Raw genomic sequence first — 21,828 nt, forward strand, 5'->3', positions numbered from 1 at the left:
TCATCCAGCCTTTTCCAGATTGATCGGAGGCGGCTCACTGTCGTGATCCAGATCCGGGCGGCTCCATGGATCGATGTGCGTCATCAGATTGAGGACCCGATGACGCTCGAGCACGCGGCGGCGGGCATCGACAGCTATATCATGCCCGGCTTCGACCGTCAGTGATGCATCGACCTCGATGTGGACGTCCGCGATAATCATGTCCCCCATTTTACGGGTACGCAAATCATGTACGCCACTGATGCCGGGAGTCTTTAATAGGGTCTCGCGAATGGCGCTGAGTTCTATCTCATCAACCGCTCGATCCATCAGGTCATGCAGCGCGTCCCAGGCGAACGTCCAACCCATTTTCAGAATCATGAGCCCAACGATCAGTGCAGCAATAGGGTCAAGTATCGGGTAGCCGGCCAGATTGCCGATGATGCCGACTCCAACGACAAATGAGGATGCGGCATCCGAGCGGGCATGCCATGCATTCGCGATCAGCATGCTCGATTTGATACGTTTTGCTATCGCCAGCATATAACGGAAAAGGCACTCTTTGGCCAGCAGTGCTGCCCCAGCCATCCACAACGCGATGCTGTGTACTTCTGCGATGGTCTCTGGCGACTCCAGCTTTAATATTGCTTCCCACACCATGCCTGCGCCGACTGCCATAAGCAATAGACCCAGAATGAACGAAGCTGCGTTTTCAAATCTCTGATGCCCATAGGGGTGATTCTCATCAGCATCCTTCTTGCTATGGTGACTAGCGAACAAAACGACAAAATCTGCCACAAGATCCGTGAGCGAGTGAACGCCATCGGCGATAAGGCCTTGTGACTTAGCGAAAATTCCAACGCCAATCTGTGCAATGCTTAAGCAAACGTTAACGGCGACACTAACCCACGTGCTACGCGATGCCGCGCTTGCTCGTTCTAATGCGGAATGTGAAGAATTCTCGTTCTCGTCTCCGAATTCAGTCGGCGTCATATTGGATCAAGATGGCAAGGTAGATTGGTAAGGTAAATGGATTGAGCACACTGGCCAGATCAAATTATCCTTCATACTGAAGCAAAACGAAAAATATCTTTTTTGCATCTTAATGCTTCTCATTTGATGGCAGCAATTGCAAGCTTCAGGCTGACCAGGGGGCAAAGAACTGAGGGTGTCCGTGCCAATGTTGCACCTTCGGACAAGCACGATGGCGTAACATGTCGATACTGGCCAATAGGTCGAACCGACGCTGGCAGAATTCGAGAATGTCTGTGGCCTTTAGGTGCGTAGGGAGCCGACACGCGAATAGCACTTTATGATCCTTGCCTGTCCGTATTGCAGCTCTATATAAATCCACACGGGCCCTTTACCTATCTATAAACGCACAGTTTACTGACGCCCAGTCGTTCTGCGACCTCAGCCGCTGGATGCCCGCTCTCAACAAACTGCTTGACCGCAGCGACCTTAAATTCTACCGTGTAACGCTTACCACTCATGACTTCTCCTCTGCCTAAATTATGGCTCAGGAGTGTCTGCGATGGTCGTGGCGATTCAAGTTAGTTAGTTAGTTATAATCGCAGCCATCTCCTTTAGACGGCTGTATATTTCCAGACTTATGAGATACATAAAATTTTTCCTTGCTCTGGCTGCTGCCATATCAAATGCAAACGCGGCTGAATTCTCCAGTACTGAGAACGGTCGAGTCATAAATATGGTCGGCTCTATAGTCGAAGGTGATAGCGTTAAGTTTTTAAAAGCCGTAACCATGCGTAGCAAAGTTATTAAGGTGCAAAGTGGAGGTGGCGAGACTGATGAGGCGATGCATCTAGGTCGGCTTATCCACGATAGAAATTTGGACATTGAAGTCAATGAAATTTGTGCTTCTAGTTGTGCAAACTACTTGTTTCCAGCAGCAGTTAAAAAATAATACCAAAGGGAAGCATGTTGGGCTTGCATGGAACGGCACAACTGACAGCATTGGCTAGTATTGATAAAATTAAGAAAAAACTGCTACTAGCCGGCATAGCAGAAGTAGACCTTGAAAAGGAACTTCCAGGATTCCTCCAAACCTTCCAGAAGCAGGCGCTATTAGAACGAGAATATGCCAAATACCTTGGTATAGATGCATCTTTTTACACCGACTATAGACATGTAATAGATGCCTCCTCTCCTATCCAAAACAGATTTAGCGGGTTAAATGTTGAGCCTCTTTGGTGGCCGAGCGCATTTAGGTTTGAGCGGTGCTACCATATATCTAATGTATTGGATCTCTCTCGCCCTATTGAACTCAAAACCGAAGGTTACAAACTAATCGCCGCTCATTCGTTCGTATTTTTAGGCGACATCGGCCTCAACGAATGCCAATAATATCGGATTGATGAAAATTTTTTTCTTTGCCTGACACAGTTTGGAGGCATACCAGATCACGCCGCCGCGTGAGATTGGCGAGACAGAATGTCGTGCGTGACGCGCAGCGAGTACAACGATAATACCCCCCGTCTTTGATTCAAGGACCTTTTGCGGCAACGGTGGCGCCAGCTTGGCGGAGCGGAAGCGTCAATGCTCAAGGCCAAGCGGCCGGTCATTTCAATCAAGGCAGCCTGACGGCGTGGACACCACTCACCAAGGCCGGTGCGGGGGACGAAAGAAAGTCGCTGCACAGGGCCGCCACCTGTTTGGCCGCTTCCACCATCGGGACGTGGCCGATATCTTTCAGCACGACCTTCTTGCTGTTGACCAAACCCTGCGCCAGCAATGTCGCATTCTGAAGCGGTAATATCTGATCCTGATCGCCCCAGATAATCAGCGACGGCACAGTGATCTGTGCCAGTTTGGCGGTTTGATCCATATTCCTGTCGATATCGGCTGCCACTTTCTCGTTGATGCGGTTTTTTGCCATGCGAGCGCGGGTCAGCGCAGACAGCAAGATGCCAGGGAGATAGGGCGGCTTCGCCATCCCAAAGCGCAACATGCTCTTGAAATCGGTTTCACTCTCGATCGTCACGAGAGGGTTGCGTCCCATCCGCGCGACGTGCTCCATTAATTTCGTGTCATACATGCCGGTTCCGCCGGCTGAAATCAATATCAGGGATGCTACCTGTTGCGGCGCCGCTGCAGCCAGTCCCAGCGCAACTGCCCCTCCCATCGAATTGCCAATGATGTGAGCACGGGTAAGGGAGAGCGCCCGCATGAATTCGGCCAGATATTTCACCTGCGCGGCAATCGAGTAGTCCAGATCGACACTGTCGGTGCTTTGCCCATGGCCGGGCAGGTCGGGAATGATCAGCGGAGCCTGGCATCGCAGGTCGCGGGCGAAGCGCAACCACGTGGTCTTATCGGCACCGGCGCCGTGCAACAGGATGACAGCTTCCGGATAGGTCGAAACATCCGGGCGATTGGTGTAGAACGCCATCCGGCCCATCGGCAAATCGAGGTTTCTAGTGTGGAGTGACGCGCGCTTTTGTTCGCTCTACATGGCCTTGGCGAGCAGATAGTCACCGAATCGGTCGAGAAAATGGGGCATGAAATAGTTCACCTTATGCTTGTGCCATTAAAAGCGTCATACTCAAACGGATGGCAGGCCGGCAAGACTACCGATTAGCGTCGGGAATTCAGTCATGAAGCCGTCACGCGCCAGTACACCGGCAGAAACGTTCTGCGGGTTCGACTCGTCGCGCCGAATCAAACGGGCGAATGTGTAGGGCTTCCCCTTTCATATTCGAACGATACGCTATTCGTTCCCCAAAAAAGATTTCATCTCCGCTTTTCCATGCTGTTCAGTATGTGCGCCCTGCCCTTGGCCGGCAACGTCAGACGATGTCCAGCAGCCTTGCCAGCCGCGGCTGATCTCCCGCCGCCACAAACCACCCCACCTGCCAGCGCTGCGTGCGCAGGGCCTGGGCGGATTCTGGCACGCACCAGGGCGGATACACGCGCAGCGCGCGCTTGCCGCCGGTGCCCGCGCGCGACATCACGCCCCGTTCGATCAGCACGCTGCGCGGAAAAATGAAAAAGCCGTGCCGCGCGCCATCGTCGTCGGCCACGGCGATGATGACGATATCGACGGGGTCCGCTTCATCGAGCGGGGCGATCTCGGCATCGGGATGGGGACGCTTCCAGACGGTGACGAACTGGCCGGTTTTCGTCGGCGTGGTTTTGGCCACGCGCAAGACCAGCCGCTTGCCGTGCAGTTCGGCGCGGCAGGCGCCGTAGTCCGCGCTTTCCGCTTCCGGCACGGGCGCTTGCGGCAAGCCCAGGAAGGCCCATGGACTGGCCTTCATTGCGCGCTGAACTCGGCTGCGGCCTTGGCCGCCCACAGCGCCTCGGCATGGCTGGCGAACGGGCTGTCATAGCCGTCGACCTTGCCGTCTTCGTCGACAAAATACAGCCACCAGCCGTCGCCCTGCTCGCGGATGGCCGTCTGGCCCGGCGCGCAGTGGGTGTCAACCGGCTGGTCGGCCGCCAGGGTGGCGATGGTGATGCCGCGGTGAATAATATGCTGGGGTATCATGGAAAGTAAGTCATATGAAAAAATCAATGGCGATAGTGTAGCCGCGCCGGCCTTTCCTGGCCAGTGCGCTACACTGTTCGTTCACTCGGAGGACGACATGGCATCACAGCAAGGCACGGTGGATTTTCTGCTCGACCAGCTGGCGGGCGCGGGCGGCGTCAGCGCCAAGAAAATGTTTGGCGAGTACGGCTTGTACTGCGACGGCAAGATGTTCGCCATCGTCGCCGACGACCAGCTGTTCATCAAGCCCACGGACGCGGGCCGCGCCTGGATCAGTACCATGGGCACGCCGCAGGAGGCGCCGCCCTATCCGCAAGCCAAGCCGTATTTCCTCATCGATGGTGGCCTGTGGGACGAACGCGACTGGCTGAGCCAGCTGGCGCGGCGCACGGCGGACGCCTTGCCGCCGCCGAAACCCAAGCCGCCGCCCAAGCCCAGAAAACCGGCTTCAAGCAGCTAATACGCTGTTTTCGCACGCCTTGCCCTGCAGGAAGCATTGCAGGTTGTGGTAGGTGATGGCAGCGATCTCGCGCAGCGCTTCGATGGTGAAGAAGCCCTGGTGACCCGTCACCAGCACGTTCGGGAACGTCATCAGGCGCTGGAAGATGTCGTCGTCGATGATGTCGGACGAGCGGTCCTGGAAGAACAGATTGCTTTCCTGTTCATACACGTCGATGGCCAATGAGCCCAGCTGGCGCGATTTGAGCGCTTCGATGACGGCGCCCGTGTCGATCAGGCCGCCGCGCGAGGTGTTCACCAGCATGGCGCCCTTCTTCATCAGCGGCAAGGTTGCTTCGCTGATCATGTGGCGCGTGCTGTCCATCAGCGGGCAATGCAGCGAGACGATGTCGGACTCGGCCAGCAACTGCGGCAGTTCCACCATCGTGCCCAGCTGCGCGAACGCGGGCGCCGGATACGGGTCGTGGCCCAGCACCGTGCAGCCGAAACCTTTAAAAATGCGCGCCGTGGCCAGGCCGATCTTGCCCGTGCCGACGATGCCCACCGTCTTGCCGTGCAAGGTGGAGCCCAGCAAGCCGTCCAGCGAAAAATTGCCTTCGCGCACGCGGGCATACGCGCGGTGCGTGTGGCGGTTCAGCGTTTGCACCAGGGCCAGCGTGTATTCGGCCACGGCTTCCGGCGAATACGCAGGCACGCGGGCGACGAACAGGCCCAGGCGCTTCGCCGCTTCCAGGTCGAGGTTGTTGTAGCCGGCGCAGCGCAGCAAAATGGCGCGCACGCCATAGCCGTGCAGGGCTTCCAGCACGGGCGCGTCGAGCACGTCGTTGACGAAGACGCAGACAGCCTCGGCGCCTTGCGCCAGGATCGCGGTTTCCTGGCTCAGCAAGGCGCTGTGGTAGACCAGTTCGATGCCGTCCGGCTCGGGTTGGGATGGCAAGGCTTCATCGAAGAAACGGCGGTCGTAGGGCTGGCTGGCAAAGAAGGCGATTTTCATGGTGAGTCCTGGAACTTGCTGGATGGCTAAACTGCATCATAGCGCAAGCGCCCTGCCCCACGGCGTACGCCTGGCACCGTTGATCGCCTATTTGGGTTCGCGGGGCAAGGTCAGGACGTGACGCAGATACGCTGTTTCCTCGGCGTGCTGCGCGTGGTAGCGCGCGCGCGCGGCGCGCATGGCCGCGTGGTGGGCCGCGATACCCGTTTCCGTCAGCTCGACGCCGAAGTCCGCCGGCACCGGCACAGGGCCGCCGAACAGGCGCGCCAGGATGAAGCGGCCCACATTGTCGCGGTAGTGCGATGCTTCCCAGTAATAGCGCATTGCGCGCGCGCCCGTCACTTGCGGGATAGCCTCGCTGGTGATGCTGTTGAAGCCGGAAAAATCGTACACGCGCACGTCGCAGCCTTCACCCCGGTAGCGCTGGGCCATCCGCGCCAGGTCGCGCTGCCATGTTTCCATGGCGTCCCACTTGCCGCGCCAGTACAGGGCGTCGAGCGTGAGCGCATGCGTGGGATTGATGTACAGGCGCAAGCGCGTGCCGCCCCGGCACAGTTTGCCGACGCTGGCATCGAAGGCGCGCAGCGCGGGCGCCGTCGGCCCCAGGCCATCGCCAAACTCCTGCAGGCGCGGCGTGAAGGCGCGCGCCGTGCCGGTCCAGGTACGGTTGCGGCTGGTGAGGCAGGTCTCGTCGCGCTGGCCGTGCAGCGCCAGGCTGGACAGGCAGACGCCGTCATAGGTACCGCTGAGGATGCGCCAGGTGTCGCGCGTCATGTCGACCGTCAGGCCGCGCTTGATATTGAGCAAGGCGCGCCGCGCGAAGAACGCGGGGCCGGCGGCCGTCAAGCCCGGCTCCACGCCGGCCGCGCCCAGTTCCAGCGAGAACGAGGGCGCGTCGATGCCCCACACCATGGTGTCGACATGGCTGACCCTGGCCGCGTGCTCGGCCAGGCGCATGGCTTCGCCGATCGAGGCACCCGAAACGGCGCTGTTGAAGACACTCTTGCCTTCGAACAAAGTGCGCACACTCGTCGTCGGCAAGCCCATTTCCGTGCGCGAATTGCCGATATACACGACGGCGGGCCGGTAGCGCGCCACGGCATACGTCTTGCCCCACACGCTGAGTTTTTCGGTCGTCGGCCGCAATCGCTGCAGCAGCGGGCTGTCCCACTGATGCAGCAAGTACGGATCGACGTGATAATTCACGGCGGAAACGAGGGCCAGCGCGGCCAGCACGCAGGCAAGGAAGATGGCGAGGTAGCGGCGGGCGGAAGTGTCCATGAGCAGAATTGGAAGTTGAAAATGACGTTCAACGCCGGATCAGCGGTCCGTCCAGCACCCGCTGCGCATAGGCCGCCTCGCGCGCGTGTTCCACGCGATAGCGGTCGCGCGCGGCGCGCATGGCCGCCTGGTGGGCGTCGATGTTGGCCTGCGTCAGCTCCACGCCGAAATCGGCCGGCGCCGGCGTGTCGCCGCCAAACAAACGCGTCAGGATCAAGCGGCCCACATTGTCCCGGTAATGCGACACTTCCCAGTAATAATGCATGTCGGGCTTGCCGCTGACGAGCGGGGTCGCTTCGGTCGTGATGCTGTTAAAGCCGGAAAAATCAACCAGGCGCACGTCGCAGCCGTGCAGGCGGTGACGTTCGACGACCTGCACCAGGCCGCGTTGCCAGGCCTGCATGGCATCCCACTTGCCGCGCCAGTGCAGCGCGTACAAGGTCAGCGCGTGCGTGGGGTTGATGTACAGGCGCAGGCGCATGCCTGGCCGGCACAGCTTGCCGATACTGGCGTCGAGCGCGGGTGTCGAGGGCGGTGTCGGCCCCAGGCCATCGCCGAATTCCTGCAGCCGCACGGGAATCGCATCCTTGGTACCGAGCCAGTGCTTGATGCCCTTGCGGGTGCACGTCTCGTCGCGCTGCCCATACACGGCCAGGTTGGAGCGGCAGGTATCGCCGGCATTGCCTGTCAGGATGCGCACGCTGTCCTGCGTCATGTCCAGGGTCAGGCCGCGCTTCAGGTTGACCAGGGCGCGCTGGACGAAAAAGCCGTGCCGGGCGCCCGTCAGGCTGTCTTCCACGCGCACCGCGCCCATGTCCAGGGAAAAAGTGGGCGCGTCGATGCCCCACACCATGGTCTCGACCCGGCTGACCCTGGTCGCATGCTCGGCCAGACGGATGGCGTCGCCGATCGAGGCGCCGGACACGGCGCTGTTGAAGATCCTCTTGCCGTCGAACAAGGCACGCACGCCCGTCGGCAAGCCCATTTCCGTGCGCGAATTGCCGATGTAGATGATGGCCGGCCGGTAGCGCGCCACGGCATAGGTCTTGGCCCAGGCGCCGAGCTTTTCGTTCAGCTGGCGCGGGCGCTGCAGCAAGGGACTGTCCCACTGGTGCAGCAGGTAGGGGTCGACCTGATAGTTCAGGAAAGAGACGGCGCCGAGCACCAGGCCGACGCAGGCGAGGAAGCAGACAAGATAGCGGCGGCCGGAAGTGTCCATGCTCAGAACTGGAAGTAGAGAAATTCGGTGACCCGGTTCATGCCGAAGATGCAGGCGACGAACAGAGCGGCAAACCCCACGCTCCAGCGGCGCGTGGGGCGCCAGCTGAAGGCCCAGCGCCCTGTCGGCTGAAATATTCTTTCAATGGCAGGCTCGTAAAGAAAGAATATTTCTTGCGTATTGGGCGCCTTGAAAGCCAGCAGCATGGCGCCCAGCAGCACGGGCAAGCCCGGCCCCGCCAGTTCGATCCAGCGGATACCATCGAACGCCGGATGCAAGCCCCATTGCGCCAGGCTGGCCGCGTGACTGGCCAGGCCGCGCGGCAGGCTCACGCCGTTCGCGCCCAGCAGCGCACCAGTGATGTCCCAGGCCGTGGCCACGTCGGGCGCGCGGAAGAAGACCCAGGCAAGCATCACGGCAAGAAAAGTCAGGACGCAGGGCCACCAGCGCAGCCAGCAGTACCCCCGCGCAGCGCCGAACGCGCGCTGCCACGCCTGCTGCAGTACCAGGTACAGGCCGTGCAAGCCGCCCCAGATGACGAACGTCCAGCCGGCGCCGTGCCACAGGCCGCCCAGCAGCATGGTCAGCATCAGGTTGCGGTAGCGCAGAGCTTCGCCGTGGCGGCTGCCGCCCAGCGGTATGTATAAATAGTCTCGCAGGAAACGCGACAAGGTCATGTGCCAGCGGCGCCAGAAGTCGGCGATATTGGCCGCCTTGTACGGCGAGTTGAAGTTCAGCGGTAATTTCACGCCGAACAGGCGCGACAGGCCGATGGCCATGTCCGAATAGCCGGAAAAGTCGAAATACAGCTGGAAGGTATAGGCCAGCACGCCGATCCACGCCTCGATCAGGGTGGGTGTGGCCCCGGCGGCGAAGACGGGGATGGCCAGCGGCGACAGGTTGTCGGCGATCAGCACCTTCTTTGCCAGCCCAATCGTGAAAATCGACAGGCCGATGGCGAAGTTGGCCGCGCGCGGGTGAGCGTTGGCCGGGTCGGCGAACTGCGGCATCATGTCGCGGTGGTGCAGCACGGGGCCGGCGATCAAATGGGGGAAATAGCTGACGAACAGCACGTAATGAATAAAACGGTACTCGCGCACCTCGCCCCGGTAGCAATCGACGAGGAAGGCGATCTGCGTGAAGGTAAAGAACGAAATGCCGATCGGCAGAATGATGTCGAGGCCATGCCACGGCAGGCTGCCAGCGCCAGCACCGGCGGCCACGGCGACGGCATTGACGCTGTCGATGAAAAAATTCGCATATTTGTAGTAGGCGAGCAGCCCCAGGTTCAAGGCCAGGGCCGCCACCAGCACGCGCTTGCGGGCCGCGCCCGTGCTGGCCCCCAGCAGGCGCCCGGCGCCATAATTGACGCAGATGGAGGCCAGCAGCAGCGGCAGATAGCGCACGTCCCACCAGGCATAGAAGAACAGCGAGGCGAGCGCCAGCCACACGGCCGGCGCCAGGCGCCAGCTGGCGGAGGACGTCAATCGGTCCAGCAGAAAATAGCCGGCCAGCACGATGGGCAGATAGCCGAACAGGAAGGCGAAGGAGTTAAACAGCACGGCGCCTCCTGGCAGGCAAGGACTGCAGCTGGTAGTAACACTCGGCAATTTGCGCCGCCACCCGCTCCCACGTAAAACGTTCCACCAGCGCTTGCACGCGGGCGCGCTCGGGCGGCAGCGCCAGCAAGTCGAGGATAGCCTGGCGCTGCGCGGGGCCATCGTCCCAGGCCACCTTGCGCAGCGCGAACGCGGAATCGGGCAAGTCCAGCGCGCTTTGCGCCGTCATCACGACGGGCGTGCCGGCCGCCAGCGCTTCGAGCACGCTCAAGGGAAACACTTCGCCCTGGCTGGGCAAGGCCGCCACGGCCGCCGCATGGTAGGCGCTGGCCAGCAGCGGGTCGGCGTGGTCGAGCGCGCCCAGCCAGCTGACGTGCGGCAATTCCAGCAACTGCTGCAGATACGCCTGCTGTTCGCGGGGCGCGGCGCCGATCAGCACCAGGGGCAAGCCGGCCCCCGTCAGCGCCTGGGCCAGGCCCAGCTGGTTTTTATACGCTGAAATGCTGCCCACCATCAGCACGAACGGCCCGGCGATGCCCGTTTCGCGCAGGAACAGATCGCCATTGGCCGTGAAGAAATGCGGATTGATCCCGTTCGGCAAGACGCGGATGGCGTCCGCCCCCATGCCAAAACCTTGCACGATGGCATCTCGCTCGGCCTCGCCCAGCGCGATCACCACGTCGGCCAGCTGCAGGGCGCGCCGCGTTTGCGCATAGCTCGTTTGCACCATCCACTCCGTCAGGCGCCCCGCCAGCCAGTCGGCCAGCCGCGCGCGCCAGGCGCTGGCGCGGCCCCAGCCGGGCGACAGCAGCGGCGACAGCACCACGGGGACGCCTTGCTCGCTGGCCATTTCCATGATGCGGTAAGTGCCATTGCTGGCCGAAAACACGTGCAGCACGTCGAAATCGGCCAGCCGCTCATGGTTGGCGTCGACCAGTTGCACTTCCAGGGGCCGCGCCGGTAGCTGGGGCAGCCGGTTCAGCGCGGCAATGGTTTCGCGTACCTGAATCTGCAAGCCGCCGTCGCGCTGGAACAGCATCGGGTAGGACAAGATACCGACACGCATGGTCTTCCTTTCGGGCGTGCGCGCCGCCTGCGGCGCCTCACTGCGGTGATTTGACGGCCAGCCAGCGGCTTGCCAGCTTACGTTGCAACAACAGAAACTCGGCCGCGATGTCATGTTTCAACAGAAAAATACCGGCGATCCAGCACAGCAAGGTAGCCAGCGCCGTGCCGGCCAGCGCCAGCAGCGGGATGGCGTGCGGCATGTCGGCCGGCATCCACAGCAGCATGCACAGCGGCGGCGGACTGCTGATCGCGCACAGGGCCAGGCTCTTGCGCAAGACGGGCAGCAGGACGCGCCAGTCGAGATTGCTGAAGCGCCGCAGGCAGCGGTAAATCAGCCAGCTGCGCAACAGGGTGCTGAACACCACGGCCCAGGCCACGGCCACCAGCCCGAACGGCGCTGCCAGCAGCAGCGCCGCCACCTTCAGGCCGCCCGCCCAGGCATCGAGCCAGGCCTGCACGCGCATCTGGCCCGTCGCCACGAACAGGTAGCGGGCCATGCTGAATATGCTATACACGGCCGAGGACAGGCACATGATGCGTATCAAGGGCGTACAGGCGCTCCATTGCGGGCCATACAACACTTTGACCAAAGGCAAGGCCATGCAAGCGAGAAACAGGAAAAAGGGCCAGGCCAGCGCCGTCATATAGCTGACCGTGCGCACATACACGGGTCCCGCACCGCCCTGTTCGCGGTCGCGCGCCGCGAACAGGGGAAACACGACGGGCGAGATCGCGCTGGTGATGGCCTGGTTAAAAATGCTCAGCATGCTTTGCGTCTTGCCGAACAGGGCCAGGCTTTCGATATCGATCATCTTGCCGATGACCAGGTCCGGCGCCACCACGCCCGCCTCATCCACCAGCCCGCCGCCCGTCGCGTAGGCGCCGAAGGCAATGATGGCCTTGATGCCGCGCCGTCCCGGCAGCCACGGCAGTTCGCGGGGGCGCACGACGAGGCTGGTCAGCAGCGAGGCCGTGGAACCGGCCAGCACGGCCGCCACCAGGCTCATGTAACTATGTCCCAGCAAGGCCATGCTCACGCCCACCAGCAGGTTGGTGACGCTGTTGGCCGCGTTGATCGCATAAATGGCGCGAAACCGCAATTGGCGCCGCAGCAAGGGCAAGGTCAGCGCGCTGAACGGTATCAGCAGGAAGTTAATCGACAGCAGTTGCAGCACCAGTTGCAGGCGCGGCTCTTCATAGAAACGCGCGAGCGGCCCGCTGGCGGCCAGCACCAGCGCCGCCAGCAGCAAGGCGACGAGCAGGCTGGTCGCCAGCGCGGCGCGCAATTTCTCCATCGTCAGGGTCTTTTCCTGGATCAAATACTGACCCACGCCAAAATCGCGGTCCACCTGGGCCATGGCCACGAGCACGGCGCCCAGCGAATACACGCCCACCTCGGCCGGTGTCAGCAGGCGCGACAGGATCATCGTGGCGACTATGCCCAGCAACAGCACCGTGTACTTTTCAGCAAAGGAAAAGAAGAAGGAATGGCGCGTGGCATTCATGTGGGCAAGCTCCTGGCGCTACACGAGACCGGCATAGAACTGGCGCAGCTGCTGCTCCAGCCGCTGCATTGAATAGTGCTGTTCCGCTTCCAGGCGGGCCTGGCGCCCCATGCGCTGACGCCGCGCCGGGTCGCGCAGCAGGTCCGCCACGGCCGCGCAGGCGGCGTCCTCGTCGTCGAACGGCAACAGCAGGCCCCCTTCGCTATCGTGCAGGATGTCATGGGTGCCCGGCACGTCCGTGCCCACGGCCGGCACGCCGCAAGCCATGGCTTCGATGGTGGCGATGCCGAAGCCTTCGTTCTTGCTCAACAGCAGATGCAGGTCGAAGGCGGGCATCAGCAGCTCGACGCGCTGCCGGAAACCGGCAAACACGACTCTGTCCTGCAAACCCGATTGCTGCGCCTGCAGCCGCAGCATGGCTTCCAGCGGTCCCGTCCCCACCAGCACTAAATGTAGCTGGGGAAACTGCGGCGCCAGCCTGGCGAACAGGGCCAGCAGCGCTTGCGGGCGCTTTTGCGCGGAGAGTCGCGCCACGCAGCCGAGCACGAGCGCATTCGGCGGCAGCCCCAGTTCCTTGCGCGCCTGTATTCTCCGTTCCGGTGAGAAAATAAACGTGTCCGTATCGACGCCGTTGGGAATGACGGCCAGCCGCGTCTGCGGCGCCAGCATGTCGCGGTACAGGTCGAGGAAATGCCGCATGGCCGAGTCCGACACGGCATACACACCTTTGACGCCGCGAAACGCCTCTTCCAGCCGGGGCCGCTGCCAGTCGCTGAAGGTTTCCAGAGGAAACGCGTTGTGCACGCTGATCACGGCCGGCAAGCGGCATTGACGGGCCAGCCACAGGATGGAGGCGCCATATGCCGTCCAGCAAAACGCCACATGGACCAGGTCCGGCCGCAGCCGCCGCAGCCGCCAGGCGCCCGTGACCCTGGCGCGCAGCCAATTCCAGCGGCGCCACGCCCAGTGTTCGAGAAACAAGGGCGGCTCGTACACGCGCACTTGCATCTGCCTTGCGCGCAGGTCTTGCGCCCAGGCGGTAAAACCGGGAAAGCGCCGCAGCGCCAGCATGCTGTCATAGCCGGCCTTGCCAAGCATGCGCGCTTCCTGCGCCATGCGCAGTTCCATGCCGCCCAGTTCGCCGGAATAGCTGGTGATGACAATGCGCGGCAGGCGCTTTCGGCGGCCGCGCCACGCTTCATGGAAGTAGCCGCGCAGCGCGGCCATTTCCCAGTGGCACAGGAACAGCGTTTCGCGGTCCCTCCGCAGCCAGGCGCGCGCGCGGGCCAGGCCGTCGCGCAGATAGCGGCCCAGCATCCAGCGCGGCACGCCGAGCCATTCCACGCTGGGCGCCGGCGCGACGAGGCGGCACTGGCCCCGGCCAAACAGGAAGGAGCGGCGCAATATCCAGTCGGGCTGCACCTGCTGCACGCGGATGATGTGTGCCACCCTGGCCTTGGGACAGAACCAGGAAGGGTTGCCGGAACGGTATATTTCCAGGTTCAGCTTGGTTTCGCTGCCCATGGCGTAATTGGCTCCCTGCGGGCCGATGCTTTCGTCATAGCGGGCGCCCGCCTCGAAAATGCGGCGGCGAATCGCCATATTGGCGCCCCACACCAGGCCCGGATACACGGGCGCGTCGCGCAGGTCGGGGCTGGTAATGCCCCACGTCAAGCCGACAGGCGTCAGGCGCAGCAGCCAGTCGGCCGGCTTTTCCCGCCAGGCGGGCACGATGGCGCCGCCGAACAGGGCGTAGCCAGGGTGGGCCCGCGCACTGTCCTGCAAGCGGCACAGCCAGTCGGATGCGGGCATGGCGTCGTCGTCGCCAAAGACGAACAGCTCGCCGCCATCGCCGCTTGAACCCAAGGCGTGCTCGACGGCGCCATTCAGGGCGGGACTGCGGCCGCGCCGCGCCACGTAGATATAGCTCAAAGGCAAGCGGCCGCGAAAGGCGGCGAGCACCCGGTCCGTGGCGTCCGTGCTGCCATTGTCGGCGATGACCAGGCGCCAGCCGCCCACGGGCGAACGCAGCCCCATGTAAGCGCGCAATACCTGGGGCAAGGTGCCGGCGCCATTGTAGGTCGCCATGAGAACGGTCAACAAGGACATGCCTCCTTGGTCTTACCATGACAAAACTATGTAAGGACTCAACAACGTGCTGGACAGTGTTGAGCCAGTGTACCGAGCCTGCCCGCCAGCCCGTTGACAGGCGTCAAGACCATGCAGGCAAAACCAGGAGCGTCCCCCTTCATGCGCGACATACTGATTACCATCATCATCCTCGGTTCGCTGCCCTTCATCCTGAAGTCACCGGCCATCGGTGGCCTGATGTGGGTATGGGTCAGCGTGATGAATCCCCACACGCAGGCCTGGGGCTTTGCCACCCACTTGCCGTTCGCCTTCATCATCGCCATCGCCACCATGGTCAGCCTGTTCATGACGCGCGAGCCGAAAAACCTGCCGCTGACGCCCGTCAGCGTGCTGCTGCTGCTGTTCGTGGCGTGGATGAATATCACGGCCCCGTTCGCCCTGTTGCCCGAGTCGTCGTGGGTGCAGTGGAACAAGGTCATGAAGATCATGCTGATGAGCTTTGTGGTCATGATGGTGATACGCACGCGGCGCGACATCGTGCGCCTCGTGTGGGTGCTAGTGGGCTCGATCGGCTATTACGGCGTGAAGGGCGGCATCTTCACCATCCGCAGCGGCGGCACGGAGCGGGTCTGGGGACCGGAAGAAACATTTATTGGGGATAACAATGCGCTGGCCCTGGCCCTGATCATCACCATTCCCCTCATGTATTACCTGCAACAAAACACGGAAAAACATCGACGCTGGGTGCGCCATGGCTTGTCCGCGGCGATGCTGCTGTCGGCCCTGGCCGCGCTGGGCTCGTATTCGCGCGGCGCGCTGCTGGCGATTGCCGCCATGGGCCTGTTCATGTGGCTGAAAAGCGACCGCAAGCTGGTGCTGGGCGCGCTGCTCGGTGCGGTCGCGCCGCTGCTGCTGGCCTTCATGCCCGAACGCTGGGCCGAGCGCATGGATACCATCAACACCTACCAGGAGGATGAATCCGCCATGGGCCGCCTGAATGCCTGGCGCATGGCCTGGAACCTGGCGCGCGACCGTTTCCTGGGCGGCGGCTTCGACGTGTCCGACGCCGCCATCTTTGCCCGCTACGCGCCCAACCCCATGGATGTGCACGCGGCGCACAGCATCTACTTCCAGGTGTTGGGCGAACACGGCTTCGTCGGCCTGTTGATTTACCTGGCGCTGGGCATCGCCACCTGGCGCACGGCGGCCGTCATCATCCGCCGCACGCGGGGCCAGCCGGAATTGCGCTGGGCGCACGGCCTGGCCACCATGAGCCAGGCCAGCCTGATCGGCTTTGCCGTGGGCGGCGCCTTCCTCAGCCTGCTGTATTTCGACATGCCGTATTACCTGATGGCCGCCCTGATCGCCACGCGCATCATCGTCGAGCGGCAGGCGCCGGCCCCCACATGGCGCCAGGCCAGGGCCAAGGCCCGGGCCGCCGTCGCGGAGCAGCCATGAGCGCCACCTTGTCGATTCTGATCTACCACCGCGTGCTGGCGCGGCCCGACCCGCTGTTTCCCGGCGAAGTCGATGCGGCCCTGTTCGAGCGCCAGCTGCGCCTTGTAAAACGTTTCTATGCGCCGCTGCCGCTGGCCGAGGCCGTGCAGCGGCTGCAGGATGGCAGCCTGCCGCCGCGCGCCGCCTGCATCACCTTCGACGACGGCTATGCGGACAATGCGCAAGTGGCACTGCCGCTGCTGCAGCGCCACGGCTTGCACGCCACGTTTTTTATCGCCACGGGCTACCTGGACGGCGGGCAAATGTGGAACGACACGGTGATCGAGGCCGTGCGTCAGGCGCCAGGTTCCGTACTCGACTTGCGCGAACTCGGGCTGGACCGCCTGCCCGTCGCCGATCTGGCGCAGCGGCAAGCGGCCATCGCCACCTTGCTGGGCCAGCTCAAGTACCTGCCGTTCGACCGGCGCCAGCAGCTGTCCATGCAGATCCGCCGCCAGGCGAGCGCCACGGCCGGAGCGCCAGCCATGCTGAGCACGGCGCAGCTGCGCCAATTACAGGCGGCAGGCATGGCGCTGGGCGCGCACACGATGAGCCATCCGATCTTGTCCACCTTGCCGGAGCGGGAGGCGCGGCTGGACATCGCCAACGGCAAGCATCAGCTGGAAAATTTGATCCAGGCGCCCGTCACCGTGTTTGCGTATCCGAACGGCAAGGCCGGGCGCGATTACGGCGCATCCCACGTGGCGATGGTGCGCAGCCTGGGGTTCACGGCGGCCGTGGCGACGGACTGGGGCGTGGCGCGCCCCGGCGCGGGGCTGGACTTGCTGCAGCTGCCCCGCTTTACGCCGTGGGATCGAGGACGGCTGGCGTTTCTGTGGCGCTTGCGGCAAAACCGTCGGCAAGCGCACCCAGCGCGCTCGGATGCTGGCTGAGCCACTGTTCCAGCATCAGCAGCAGCCACACCATGGTGCCGTGGTAGGCAGGGTGCTCCGCCAGCAAGCGCCCTTGTAAATCGTCGATGAAGGCGGGCCGCACGATGCCGCGCCCGCGCAACTGCGTCAGGTTATCGAACGCAAACTCGCGCAGCGGCGCGTGGCTGTGCAGCCACTGGCCGAAGGGCAAGCCGAAACCGTGCTTTTTCTTGCGCACGATGGCCGGCGGCAGGATTTCCGCCAGTGCCCGCTTGAAGAAGGGCCGCAACTGCCTGCCGTCAAGCTTGTCGCGCGGCGCCAGGCGCGACGCGAACGCCACCATCGCGTCGTGCAGGAAGGGAAACGCCGCTTCCACGCCGGCCAGCTCGCACGCCTTGCGCACCTTGAACAAGTCGTTGTCGGCCAACGTAAAACGCATGTCCAGCGCCAGCAACTGATTGATCTGGCTCAAGCCCTGGCCCTGCCGCTCCCAATACGCGCCATTCACGCAGCCGGGCGCCATGCCCGGGTCGATGGTGTCGATAAAACCCGCTTCCAGCACCGTGCGATAACCATGGCGCAGCAGCAAGTTGTAGCCATCGAGGCGGGCCGGCAGCGGCAGGCTCGCCTGCTCGATGTAGCGGCGCGCCTTGTCGCCCAAGCGCCACGATTGACTTGTCCGCTCACGGAACAGCAGCGGCTCGATGATGGCCTGGCGCAGCATGACGGGCAAGCGTTCATATTGCGACAGCAAGGCCTGGTGCGCATAGCGCTCATTGCCGCCAAACAATTCGTCGCCGCCATCGCCGCCCAGCAAACGCGTCACGCCATCGTCGCGCGCCATCTGCGCGCAATAGTAGGCGGGAATGGCAGAGGCATTGCCGAAAGGCTGGTCGAAAACGGCCGCCATGGCGGGAATCGCGGCCAGCACGTCGTCTGGCGTCACGTAGCGCTCGTGGTGGATGCTGCCCGCGTGGCTGGCGGCCAGGCGCGCATACGCCATTTCGTCATAGCCGGGCGCGTCGAAGCCGATGGAGTACGTGCGCGCGGGGCGGCCCGTCACCTGCCCGATGATGGCGGCCAGAGTGGAACTGTCGGTGCCGCCGCTGAGAAACGCGCCCGTGCTGGCGCTATCATTGCCCAGGCTGCTTTCCACGGCCTGGCGCAGCAGGCGCAGGAATTCCTGCTTGTTGCTGGCGAAGCTGCGCCGCGCACGCCCTGCTGCCGGCTCGTGGAAGGCCAGTTGCCAGTAGCTGCCCTTGCATTGCTTGCCGCCGCGCACATGCAGGTATTCGCCGGGCAGCAAGCGCTGCTGGCCCAGATAGGCCGTGGCCGGGCCGGGCACCATGTGGAAATACAAATAGTGATACAGCGCTTGCGGATCGAGCGCGCCCCGCACGGACGGATGGGCCAGCAAGGCATCCATCGATGAGGCAAAAAACAGGCCTTGCGCATTGCTCGCATAGCTGAGGGGGTGGATGCCGGCACGGTCCACGGCCAGCAGGGCCGAGCCAGAAAAGGCGTCGAGGATGGCTAAACAGAAAGGCCCCGACAGGCTGGCGCAGGCGGCCACGCCCCGGCTCAGCCACAGGGATGCGAGGCGGGACGCCACGTCGTCGGCCGAGCCGTGGAGCACGGGCCGGCCCCAGATGGCCACTTGCAAGCCATCTTGCTGATATATATGGCGGCTGCCGTCGATGGCGGCCACGGCCACGCCGCCCACTTCGCTCAAGCTGGCGGCCAGGGGCGCGCCATCGAAACGCGACAGGGGCGCGGCCATGCCGGCCAGCGCGGTGGGCGCGGCGCCATCGGCCGTAGTGCCGCCCTGCGCTGCACCGCCCGCCGCCAGCCAACCGCACAGGCCGCTCATACGAGCACCTCGGCCGGCAAGGGATGGCCGAGAAAGGTCGTCGGGCTGGCCGTCAAGCCATACGCGCCCGACTGGAACACCACCACCAGGTCGCCCTCCCCGGCGCGCGCCATCTCCATCTGGTCGGCCAGCAAGTCCAGTGGCGTGCACAGCGGCCCCACGACGGACGCCACTTCGCGCCCCCCGCCGTGCAGCCGGTTGCCGATGGCGACCGGGTAATTCTTGCGGATCAGCTGGCCAAAATTGCCGGAAGCGGCCAAGTGGTGGTGCATGCCGCCATCCGTCACGAGAAATACCTGTCCATGCGACTGCTTGCGCTCAATCACCTTGCACACATAGATACCGGCCTCGGCCACCAGGTAGCGGCCCAGTTCCAGGTTCAGGCGCACGCCGGGCGCCGCCTGGGCCAGCAGATCGAGCTGCCGCTGCAAGCCTGCGGCCACGGGCGCCAGATCGAGCGCCTGGTCGCCGGGAAAATACGGCACGCCGAAGCCTCCGCCGATATTCAGGGTGCGCAAGGGCGATGGCGCGCTGTCGGCCAGCTGCAGGGCCAGCTGCACGCTGAGCGCTTGCGCTTCCACCAGGGCCGCCGCCGACAGGTTTTGCGAACCCGCATACAAGTGAAAGCCGTGAAAATCCAGGCCCAGCTGACCGATGCGGCCCAGCAGCGCCGGCACCAGGGCCGCATCGACACCAAACGGTTGCGCCCCGCCGCCCATGCGCATGCCCGTGCGGCGCAGGGCGAAATCGGGATTCACGCGCACGGCCACCCTGGCCGCCACGCCCAGCCGTTCGCTGGCCAGCGCCGTCCTTTCCAGCTGGGCGCCCGATTCCACGTTGATCAGGACGCCCGCCGCCACGGCCCGCGCCAGTTCGCCATCACTCTTGCCCGGCCCCGCGAAACTGATGCGTTCGGCCGGCATGGGCGTATCGAGCGCGGTGGCCAGTTCTCCGCCCGAGGCCACGTCAATGCCATCGACCAGACCCGCCAGCCATTGCACCACGGCCGGCATGGGATTGGCCTTCATCGCGTAATGCACATGCACGCCAGCAGGCAAGGCGGCGCGCAGTTCCGCCACGCGGCGCGTGATGTGCGCGCGCTCATATGCGTAAAACGGCGTGCTGCCCACCCGCTGGGCCAGCCGCTGCAAGGACACGCCACCGACCTGCAGCATGTCGTTTTCCACGGCGAACTGCTGGCCCAGGGCCGCGTGCGACGGCAATTCCGTGCTGTTCGAGCGGATCAAATCCTTCATGCCGCACCTCCTGATTGGACCGCATATGCACGCGCCAGTTCCCTGGCCAGCAAGGGACGGTCGATCTTGCCATTCGGATTGCGCGGCAGCACGCCGTCGCGGATTTCCAGCCACAGCGGCACCATATAGCTGGGCAGGCGCGCGCGGCAGGCGGCCAGCACCTTGTCGCGCTGCAATGCGACACCGGGCGCGGGCGTGACGAGCAAGGCGATGGCCTGGCCCAGCACGGCATGGGGCAAGCCCAGCGCGACCGCCTCGCCCACCAGCCCGCTCGCATACGCGACTTCCTCGATCTCGGCCGGGCTGACCCGGTAGCCGGACGTCTTGATCATGTCATCGCTGCGCCCCACGAAATACAGATAGCCATCCGCATCGCGGCGCACGGTGTCGCCCGACCAGACGGCCAGTTCCGGCAGCACCAGGCCGCTCGCCTGCGGCGGCAGCGGCTTGAAGCGCTCGGCCGTGCGCGCCGCATCGTTCCAGTAGCCAAGCGCCACCAGCGCGCCACGATGCACGAGCTCGCCCGGCTCGTCGGCGTCGCACACGCTGCCGTCGGGGCGCAGCACCAGCACTTCCGCGTTCGGGATCGCCTGTCCGATGGAATCGGGGCGCCGCTCCAGCTGTTCCGGCGCCAGATACGTGGAACGGAACGCTTCCGTCAAGCCATACATCAGGTAGACCTGCGCGCGCGGCAGCGACTCGCGCAGCTTGTCCAAGGTGGAGCGCTGCATCACGCCGCCCGAATTGGTGATGTAGCGCAAAGGCGTGGACAAGGGCCAGCTCAGCTGCGCCAGCTGCACCCACAGGGGCGGCACGGCGGCCAGTCCCGTGATAGCTTCCTGCTCCACGGCCTCGACGATGTCGCGCAGCAGCAGATAATTCATCAGCACGGCGCAGGCGCCGCTGGCAAAGGCCGTCGTCAGCTGGCTCAAGCCGTAATCAAAGCTGAGCGGCAGGACGCACAGGATACGGTCATCCGGCGTGTTGCGCAGGTAGGACGACACGCTGAGCGCGCCGGCCAGCATGTTGCGGTGCGACAGCACCACGCCTTTCGGCCGCCCCGTGCTGCCCGAGGTATACAAAATGGCCGCCATGTCCGTGTCGATCGCCGCATGCGGCCTCGGCGCGGGCACATTGCTGGGCACTGCAGTCCACGGCAGCACGCGCAGCTTGCCCAGGTGCGATTCCGGCAGGGATTCTCCCGTCAGCAGCACCGTCTGCAAGTTCGGGCAGGCGGCCAGCGCGGGACCCAGCTGCGCCAGGCGCTCGCGCGAGGTGACGAGGATGGCCACGTTGCAATCGGCCAGGATATACGCCACCTGGTCCGGCTTGAGCAGCGGATTGACGGGCACGAACACGCCGCCTGCCGCCGCCGCGCCAAACATGGCGCTGACGTTTTCCGGGCGTTTTTCCAGGTACACGGCCACGCGCGCGCCACGCCGCAAGCCCAGCGTCAGCAAGGTACCGGCCGCTTCGCGCACGGATTGCGCCAGCGCGGCATAGCTTGTTTCCTCGCCCTGCCACGACAGGGCGGGCGCGTGGGGCGCGCGCTGCGCCGTGTCGAAGATCAGATCGTGTATCAGTGTCGCCATCGTTTCATCCCCGGGTTGCCATGATTGCCATGCATTCCCCTATGATTCAGACAAACGGCCACAGCGGTCTTGATTTTGA

The 21,828-nt window shown here is 63.7% G+C and carries 19 protein-coding genes and 1 pseudogene; 5 read left to right on the forward strand and 15 right to left on the reverse strand.

The window, feature by feature from the left end:
* Together KY494_RS02995 and KY494_RS03000 are read right to left on the reverse strand one after the other, a co-directional pair.
* Entirely contained in the window at nt 1–972 is a 972-nt protein-coding gene (locus tag KY494_RS02995) for a cation diffusion facilitator family transporter (RefSeq protein WP_219889841.1), read from the reverse strand.
* 380 nt (nt 973–1,352) lie between these two features.
* A pseudogene (locus KY494_RS03000) lies at nt 1,353–1,472 on the reverse strand (transposase); the annotation flags it as partial.
* 119 nt (nt 1,473–1,591) lie between these two features.
* Here KY494_RS03000 and KY494_RS03005 point away from each other — a divergent pair.
* Nucleotides 1,592–1,903: a hypothetical protein gene (locus KY494_RS03005; RefSeq protein WP_219889842.1), complete on the forward strand. Its 312-nt coding sequence runs from the start codon at nt 1,592–1,594 to the stop codon at nt 1,901–1,903.
* Between the two features lie 14 nt (nt 1,904–1,917).
* Complete coding sequence (locus tag KY494_RS03010) at nt 1,918–2,343, forward strand: hypothetical protein (RefSeq protein ID WP_219889843.1); 426 nt, start codon at nt 1,918–1,920, stop codon at nt 2,341–2,343.
* Between the two features lie 223 nt (nt 2,344–2,566).
* Here KY494_RS03010 and KY494_RS03015 read toward each other — a convergent pair whose 3' ends face one another.
* The 3 genes from KY494_RS03015 to KY494_RS03025 form a co-directional block, all read right to left on the reverse strand.
* Nucleotides 2,567–3,388, reverse strand: coding sequence for an alpha/beta fold hydrolase (locus KY494_RS03015; RefSeq protein WP_219889845.1), 822 nt, complete (start codon nt 3,386–3,388; stop codon nt 2,567–2,569).
* 397 nt (nt 3,389–3,785) lie between these two features.
* A complete protein-coding gene (locus KY494_RS03020; protein ID WP_219889846.1) occupies nt 3,786–4,256 on the reverse strand; it encodes a MepB family protein in 471 nt (156 codons plus the stop codon).
* Entirely contained in the window at nt 4,253–4,486 is a 234-nt protein-coding gene (locus KY494_RS03025; RefSeq protein WP_257572386.1) for a hypothetical protein, read from the reverse strand. The genes KY494_RS03020 and KY494_RS03025 overlap by 4 nt, the downstream gene beginning before the upstream one ends.
* A 97-nt stretch (nt 4,487–4,583) precedes the next feature.
* Here KY494_RS03025 and KY494_RS03030 point away from each other — a divergent pair, with 97 nt between their 5' ends.
* On the forward strand, nt 4,584–4,946 hold the full coding sequence (locus tag KY494_RS03030; RefSeq protein ID WP_219889847.1) for a TfoX/Sxy family protein: 363 nt from the start codon (nt 4,584–4,586) through the stop codon (nt 4,944–4,946).
* On the opposite strand, the gene KY494_RS03035 is transcribed toward KY494_RS03030, so the two are convergent.
* The 7 genes from KY494_RS03035 to KY494_RS03065 all read right to left on the reverse strand — a co-directional run bounded on the left by KY494_RS03035 (nt 4,935) and on the right by KY494_RS03065 (nt 14,674).
* Complete coding sequence (locus tag KY494_RS03035) at nt 4,935–5,939, reverse strand: 2-hydroxyacid dehydrogenase (RefSeq protein ID WP_219137063.1); 1,005 nt, start codon at nt 5,937–5,939, stop codon at nt 4,935–4,937. The genes KY494_RS03030 and KY494_RS03035 overlap by 12 nt on opposite strands.
* An 87-nt stretch (nt 5,940–6,026) precedes the next feature.
* A complete protein-coding gene (locus KY494_RS03040; RefSeq protein ID WP_219889849.1) occupies nt 6,027–7,220 on the reverse strand; it encodes a hypothetical protein in 1,194 nt (397 codons plus the stop codon).
* A 28-nt stretch (nt 7,221–7,248) separates the two neighbouring features.
* A complete protein-coding gene (locus KY494_RS03045; RefSeq protein WP_219889850.1) occupies nt 7,249–8,439 on the reverse strand; it encodes a hypothetical protein in 1,191 nt (396 codons plus the stop codon).
* A 2-nt stretch (nt 8,440–8,441) separates the two neighbouring features.
* Nucleotides 8,442–10,001: an MBOAT family protein gene (locus KY494_RS03050; protein WP_219889851.1), complete on the reverse strand. Its 1,560-nt coding sequence runs from the start codon at nt 9,999–10,001 to the stop codon at nt 8,442–8,444.
* Nucleotides 9,991–11,064, reverse strand: a complete 1,074-nt coding sequence (locus tag KY494_RS03055) for a glycosyltransferase family 4 protein (RefSeq protein WP_219889853.1) — start codon at nt 11,062–11,064, stop codon at nt 9,991–9,993. The genes KY494_RS03050 and KY494_RS03055 overlap by 11 nt, the downstream gene beginning before the upstream one ends.
* A gap of 37 nt (nt 11,065–11,101) precedes the next feature.
* Nucleotides 11,102–12,571 (reverse strand): lipopolysaccharide biosynthesis protein, encoded by a 1,470-nt coding sequence (locus KY494_RS03060; RefSeq protein WP_219889855.1) that lies wholly within the window; start codon nt 12,569–12,571, stop codon nt 11,102–11,104.
* Nucleotides 12,572–12,589: 18 nt separating this feature from the next.
* Nucleotides 12,590–14,674 (reverse strand): glycosyltransferase, encoded by a 2,085-nt coding sequence (locus KY494_RS03065; protein WP_258194623.1) that lies wholly within the window; start codon nt 14,672–14,674, stop codon nt 12,590–12,592.
* Between the two features lie 147 nt (nt 14,675–14,821).
* Between KY494_RS03065 and KY494_RS03070 the strand changes: the two genes are divergently transcribed.
* A complete protein-coding gene (locus KY494_RS03070) occupies nt 14,822–16,120 on the forward strand; it encodes a putative O-glycosylation ligase, exosortase A system-associated (protein WP_219889856.1) in 1,299 nt (432 codons plus the stop codon).
* Nucleotides 16,117–17,052, forward strand: coding sequence for a polysaccharide deacetylase family protein (locus KY494_RS03075; RefSeq protein ID WP_219889857.1), 936 nt, complete (start codon nt 16,117–16,119; stop codon nt 17,050–17,052). The genes KY494_RS03070 and KY494_RS03075 overlap by 4 nt, the downstream gene beginning before the upstream one ends.
* On the opposite strand, the gene KY494_RS03080 is transcribed toward KY494_RS03075, so the two are convergent.
* The 3 genes from KY494_RS03080 to KY494_RS03090 are packed head-to-tail and all read right to left on the reverse strand — an operon-like array spanning nt 16,961 to nt 21,749.
* Entirely contained in the window at nt 16,961–18,901 is a 1,941-nt protein-coding gene (locus KY494_RS03080; protein ID WP_219889859.1) for an asparagine synthetase B, read from the reverse strand. The two genes, KY494_RS03075 and KY494_RS03080, sit on opposite strands and share 92 nt — an antisense overlap.
* Nucleotides 18,898–20,157: a pyridoxal-dependent decarboxylase, exosortase A system-associated gene (locus tag KY494_RS03085; RefSeq protein WP_219889860.1), complete on the reverse strand. Its 1,260-nt coding sequence runs from the start codon at nt 20,155–20,157 to the stop codon at nt 18,898–18,900. The genes KY494_RS03080 and KY494_RS03085 overlap by 4 nt, the downstream gene beginning before the upstream one ends.
* Nucleotides 20,154–21,749, reverse strand: a complete 1,596-nt coding sequence (locus tag KY494_RS03090) for an acyl-CoA ligase (AMP-forming), exosortase A system-associated (RefSeq protein ID WP_219889861.1) — start codon at nt 21,747–21,749, stop codon at nt 20,154–20,156. The genes KY494_RS03085 and KY494_RS03090 overlap by 4 nt, the downstream gene beginning before the upstream one ends.
* Nucleotides 21,750–21,828 lie beyond the last annotated feature (79 nt).

Origin of the sequence: Janthinobacterium sp. PAMC25594 (genome assembly GCF_019443505.1) — a bacterium.
Taxonomy (GTDB): Bacteria; Pseudomonadota; Gammaproteobacteria; order Burkholderiales; family Burkholderiaceae_D; genus Janthinobacterium.

Excerpts from the sequence above, each read along its gene's own strand:
- KY494_RS03045 (WP_219889850.1), bottom strand. The coding sequence starts at position 8,439 with ATGGACACTTCCGGCCGCCGCTATCTTGTCTGCTTCCTCGCCTGCGTC.
- KY494_RS03020 (WP_219889846.1), bottom strand. The coding sequence starts at position 4,256 with ATGAAGGCCAGTCCATGGGCCTTCCTGGGCTTGCCGCAAGCGCCCGTG.
- KY494_RS03090 (WP_219889861.1), bottom strand. The coding sequence starts at position 21,749 with ATGGCGACACTGATACACGATCTGATCTTCGACACGGCGCAGCGCGCG.
- KY494_RS03070 (WP_219889856.1), top strand. The coding sequence starts at position 14,822 with ATGCGCGACATACTGATTACCATCATCATCCTCGGTTCGCTGCCCTTC.
- KY494_RS03025 (WP_257572386.1), bottom strand. The coding sequence starts at position 4,486 with ATGATACCCCAGCATATTATTCACCGCGGCATCACCATCGCCACCCTG.
- KY494_RS03085 (WP_219889860.1), bottom strand. The coding sequence starts at position 20,157 with ATGAAGGATTTGATCCGCTCGAACAGCACGGAATTGCCGTCGCACGCG.
- KY494_RS02995 (WP_219889841.1), bottom strand. The coding sequence starts at position 972 with ATGACGCCGACTGAATTCGGAGACGAGAACGAGAATTCTTCACATTCC.
- KY494_RS03030 (WP_219889847.1), top strand. The coding sequence starts at position 4,584 with ATGGCATCACAGCAAGGCACGGTGGATTTTCTGCTCGACCAGCTGGCG.
- KY494_RS03075 (WP_219889857.1), top strand. The coding sequence starts at position 16,117 with ATGAGCGCCACCTTGTCGATTCTGATCTACCACCGCGTGCTGGCGCGG.
- KY494_RS03005 (WP_219889842.1), top strand. The coding sequence starts at position 1,592 with ATGAGATACATAAAATTTTTCCTTGCTCTGGCTGCTGCCATATCAAAT.
- KY494_RS03055 (WP_219889853.1), bottom strand. The coding sequence starts at position 11,064 with ATGCGTGTCGGTATCTTGTCCTACCCGATGCTGTTCCAGCGCGACGGC.
- KY494_RS03060 (WP_219889855.1), bottom strand. The coding sequence starts at position 12,571 with ATGAATGCCACGCGCCATTCCTTCTTCTTTTCCTTTGCTGAAAAGTAC.
- KY494_RS03040 (WP_219889849.1), bottom strand. The coding sequence starts at position 7,220 with ATGGACACTTCCGCCCGCCGCTACCTCGCCATCTTCCTTGCCTGCGTG.
- KY494_RS03015 (WP_219889845.1), bottom strand. The coding sequence starts at position 3,388 with ATGGCGTTCTACACCAATCGCCCGGATGTTTCGACCTATCCGGAAGCT.
- KY494_RS03080 (WP_219889859.1), bottom strand. The coding sequence starts at position 18,901 with ATGAGCGGCCTGTGCGGTTGGCTGGCGGCGGGCGGTGCAGCGCAGGGC.
- KY494_RS03010 (WP_219889843.1), top strand. The coding sequence starts at position 1,918 with ATGTTGGGCTTGCATGGAACGGCACAACTGACAGCATTGGCTAGTATT.
- KY494_RS03035 (WP_219137063.1), bottom strand. The coding sequence starts at position 5,939 with ATGAAAATCGCCTTCTTTGCCAGCCAGCCCTACGACCGCCGTTTCTTC.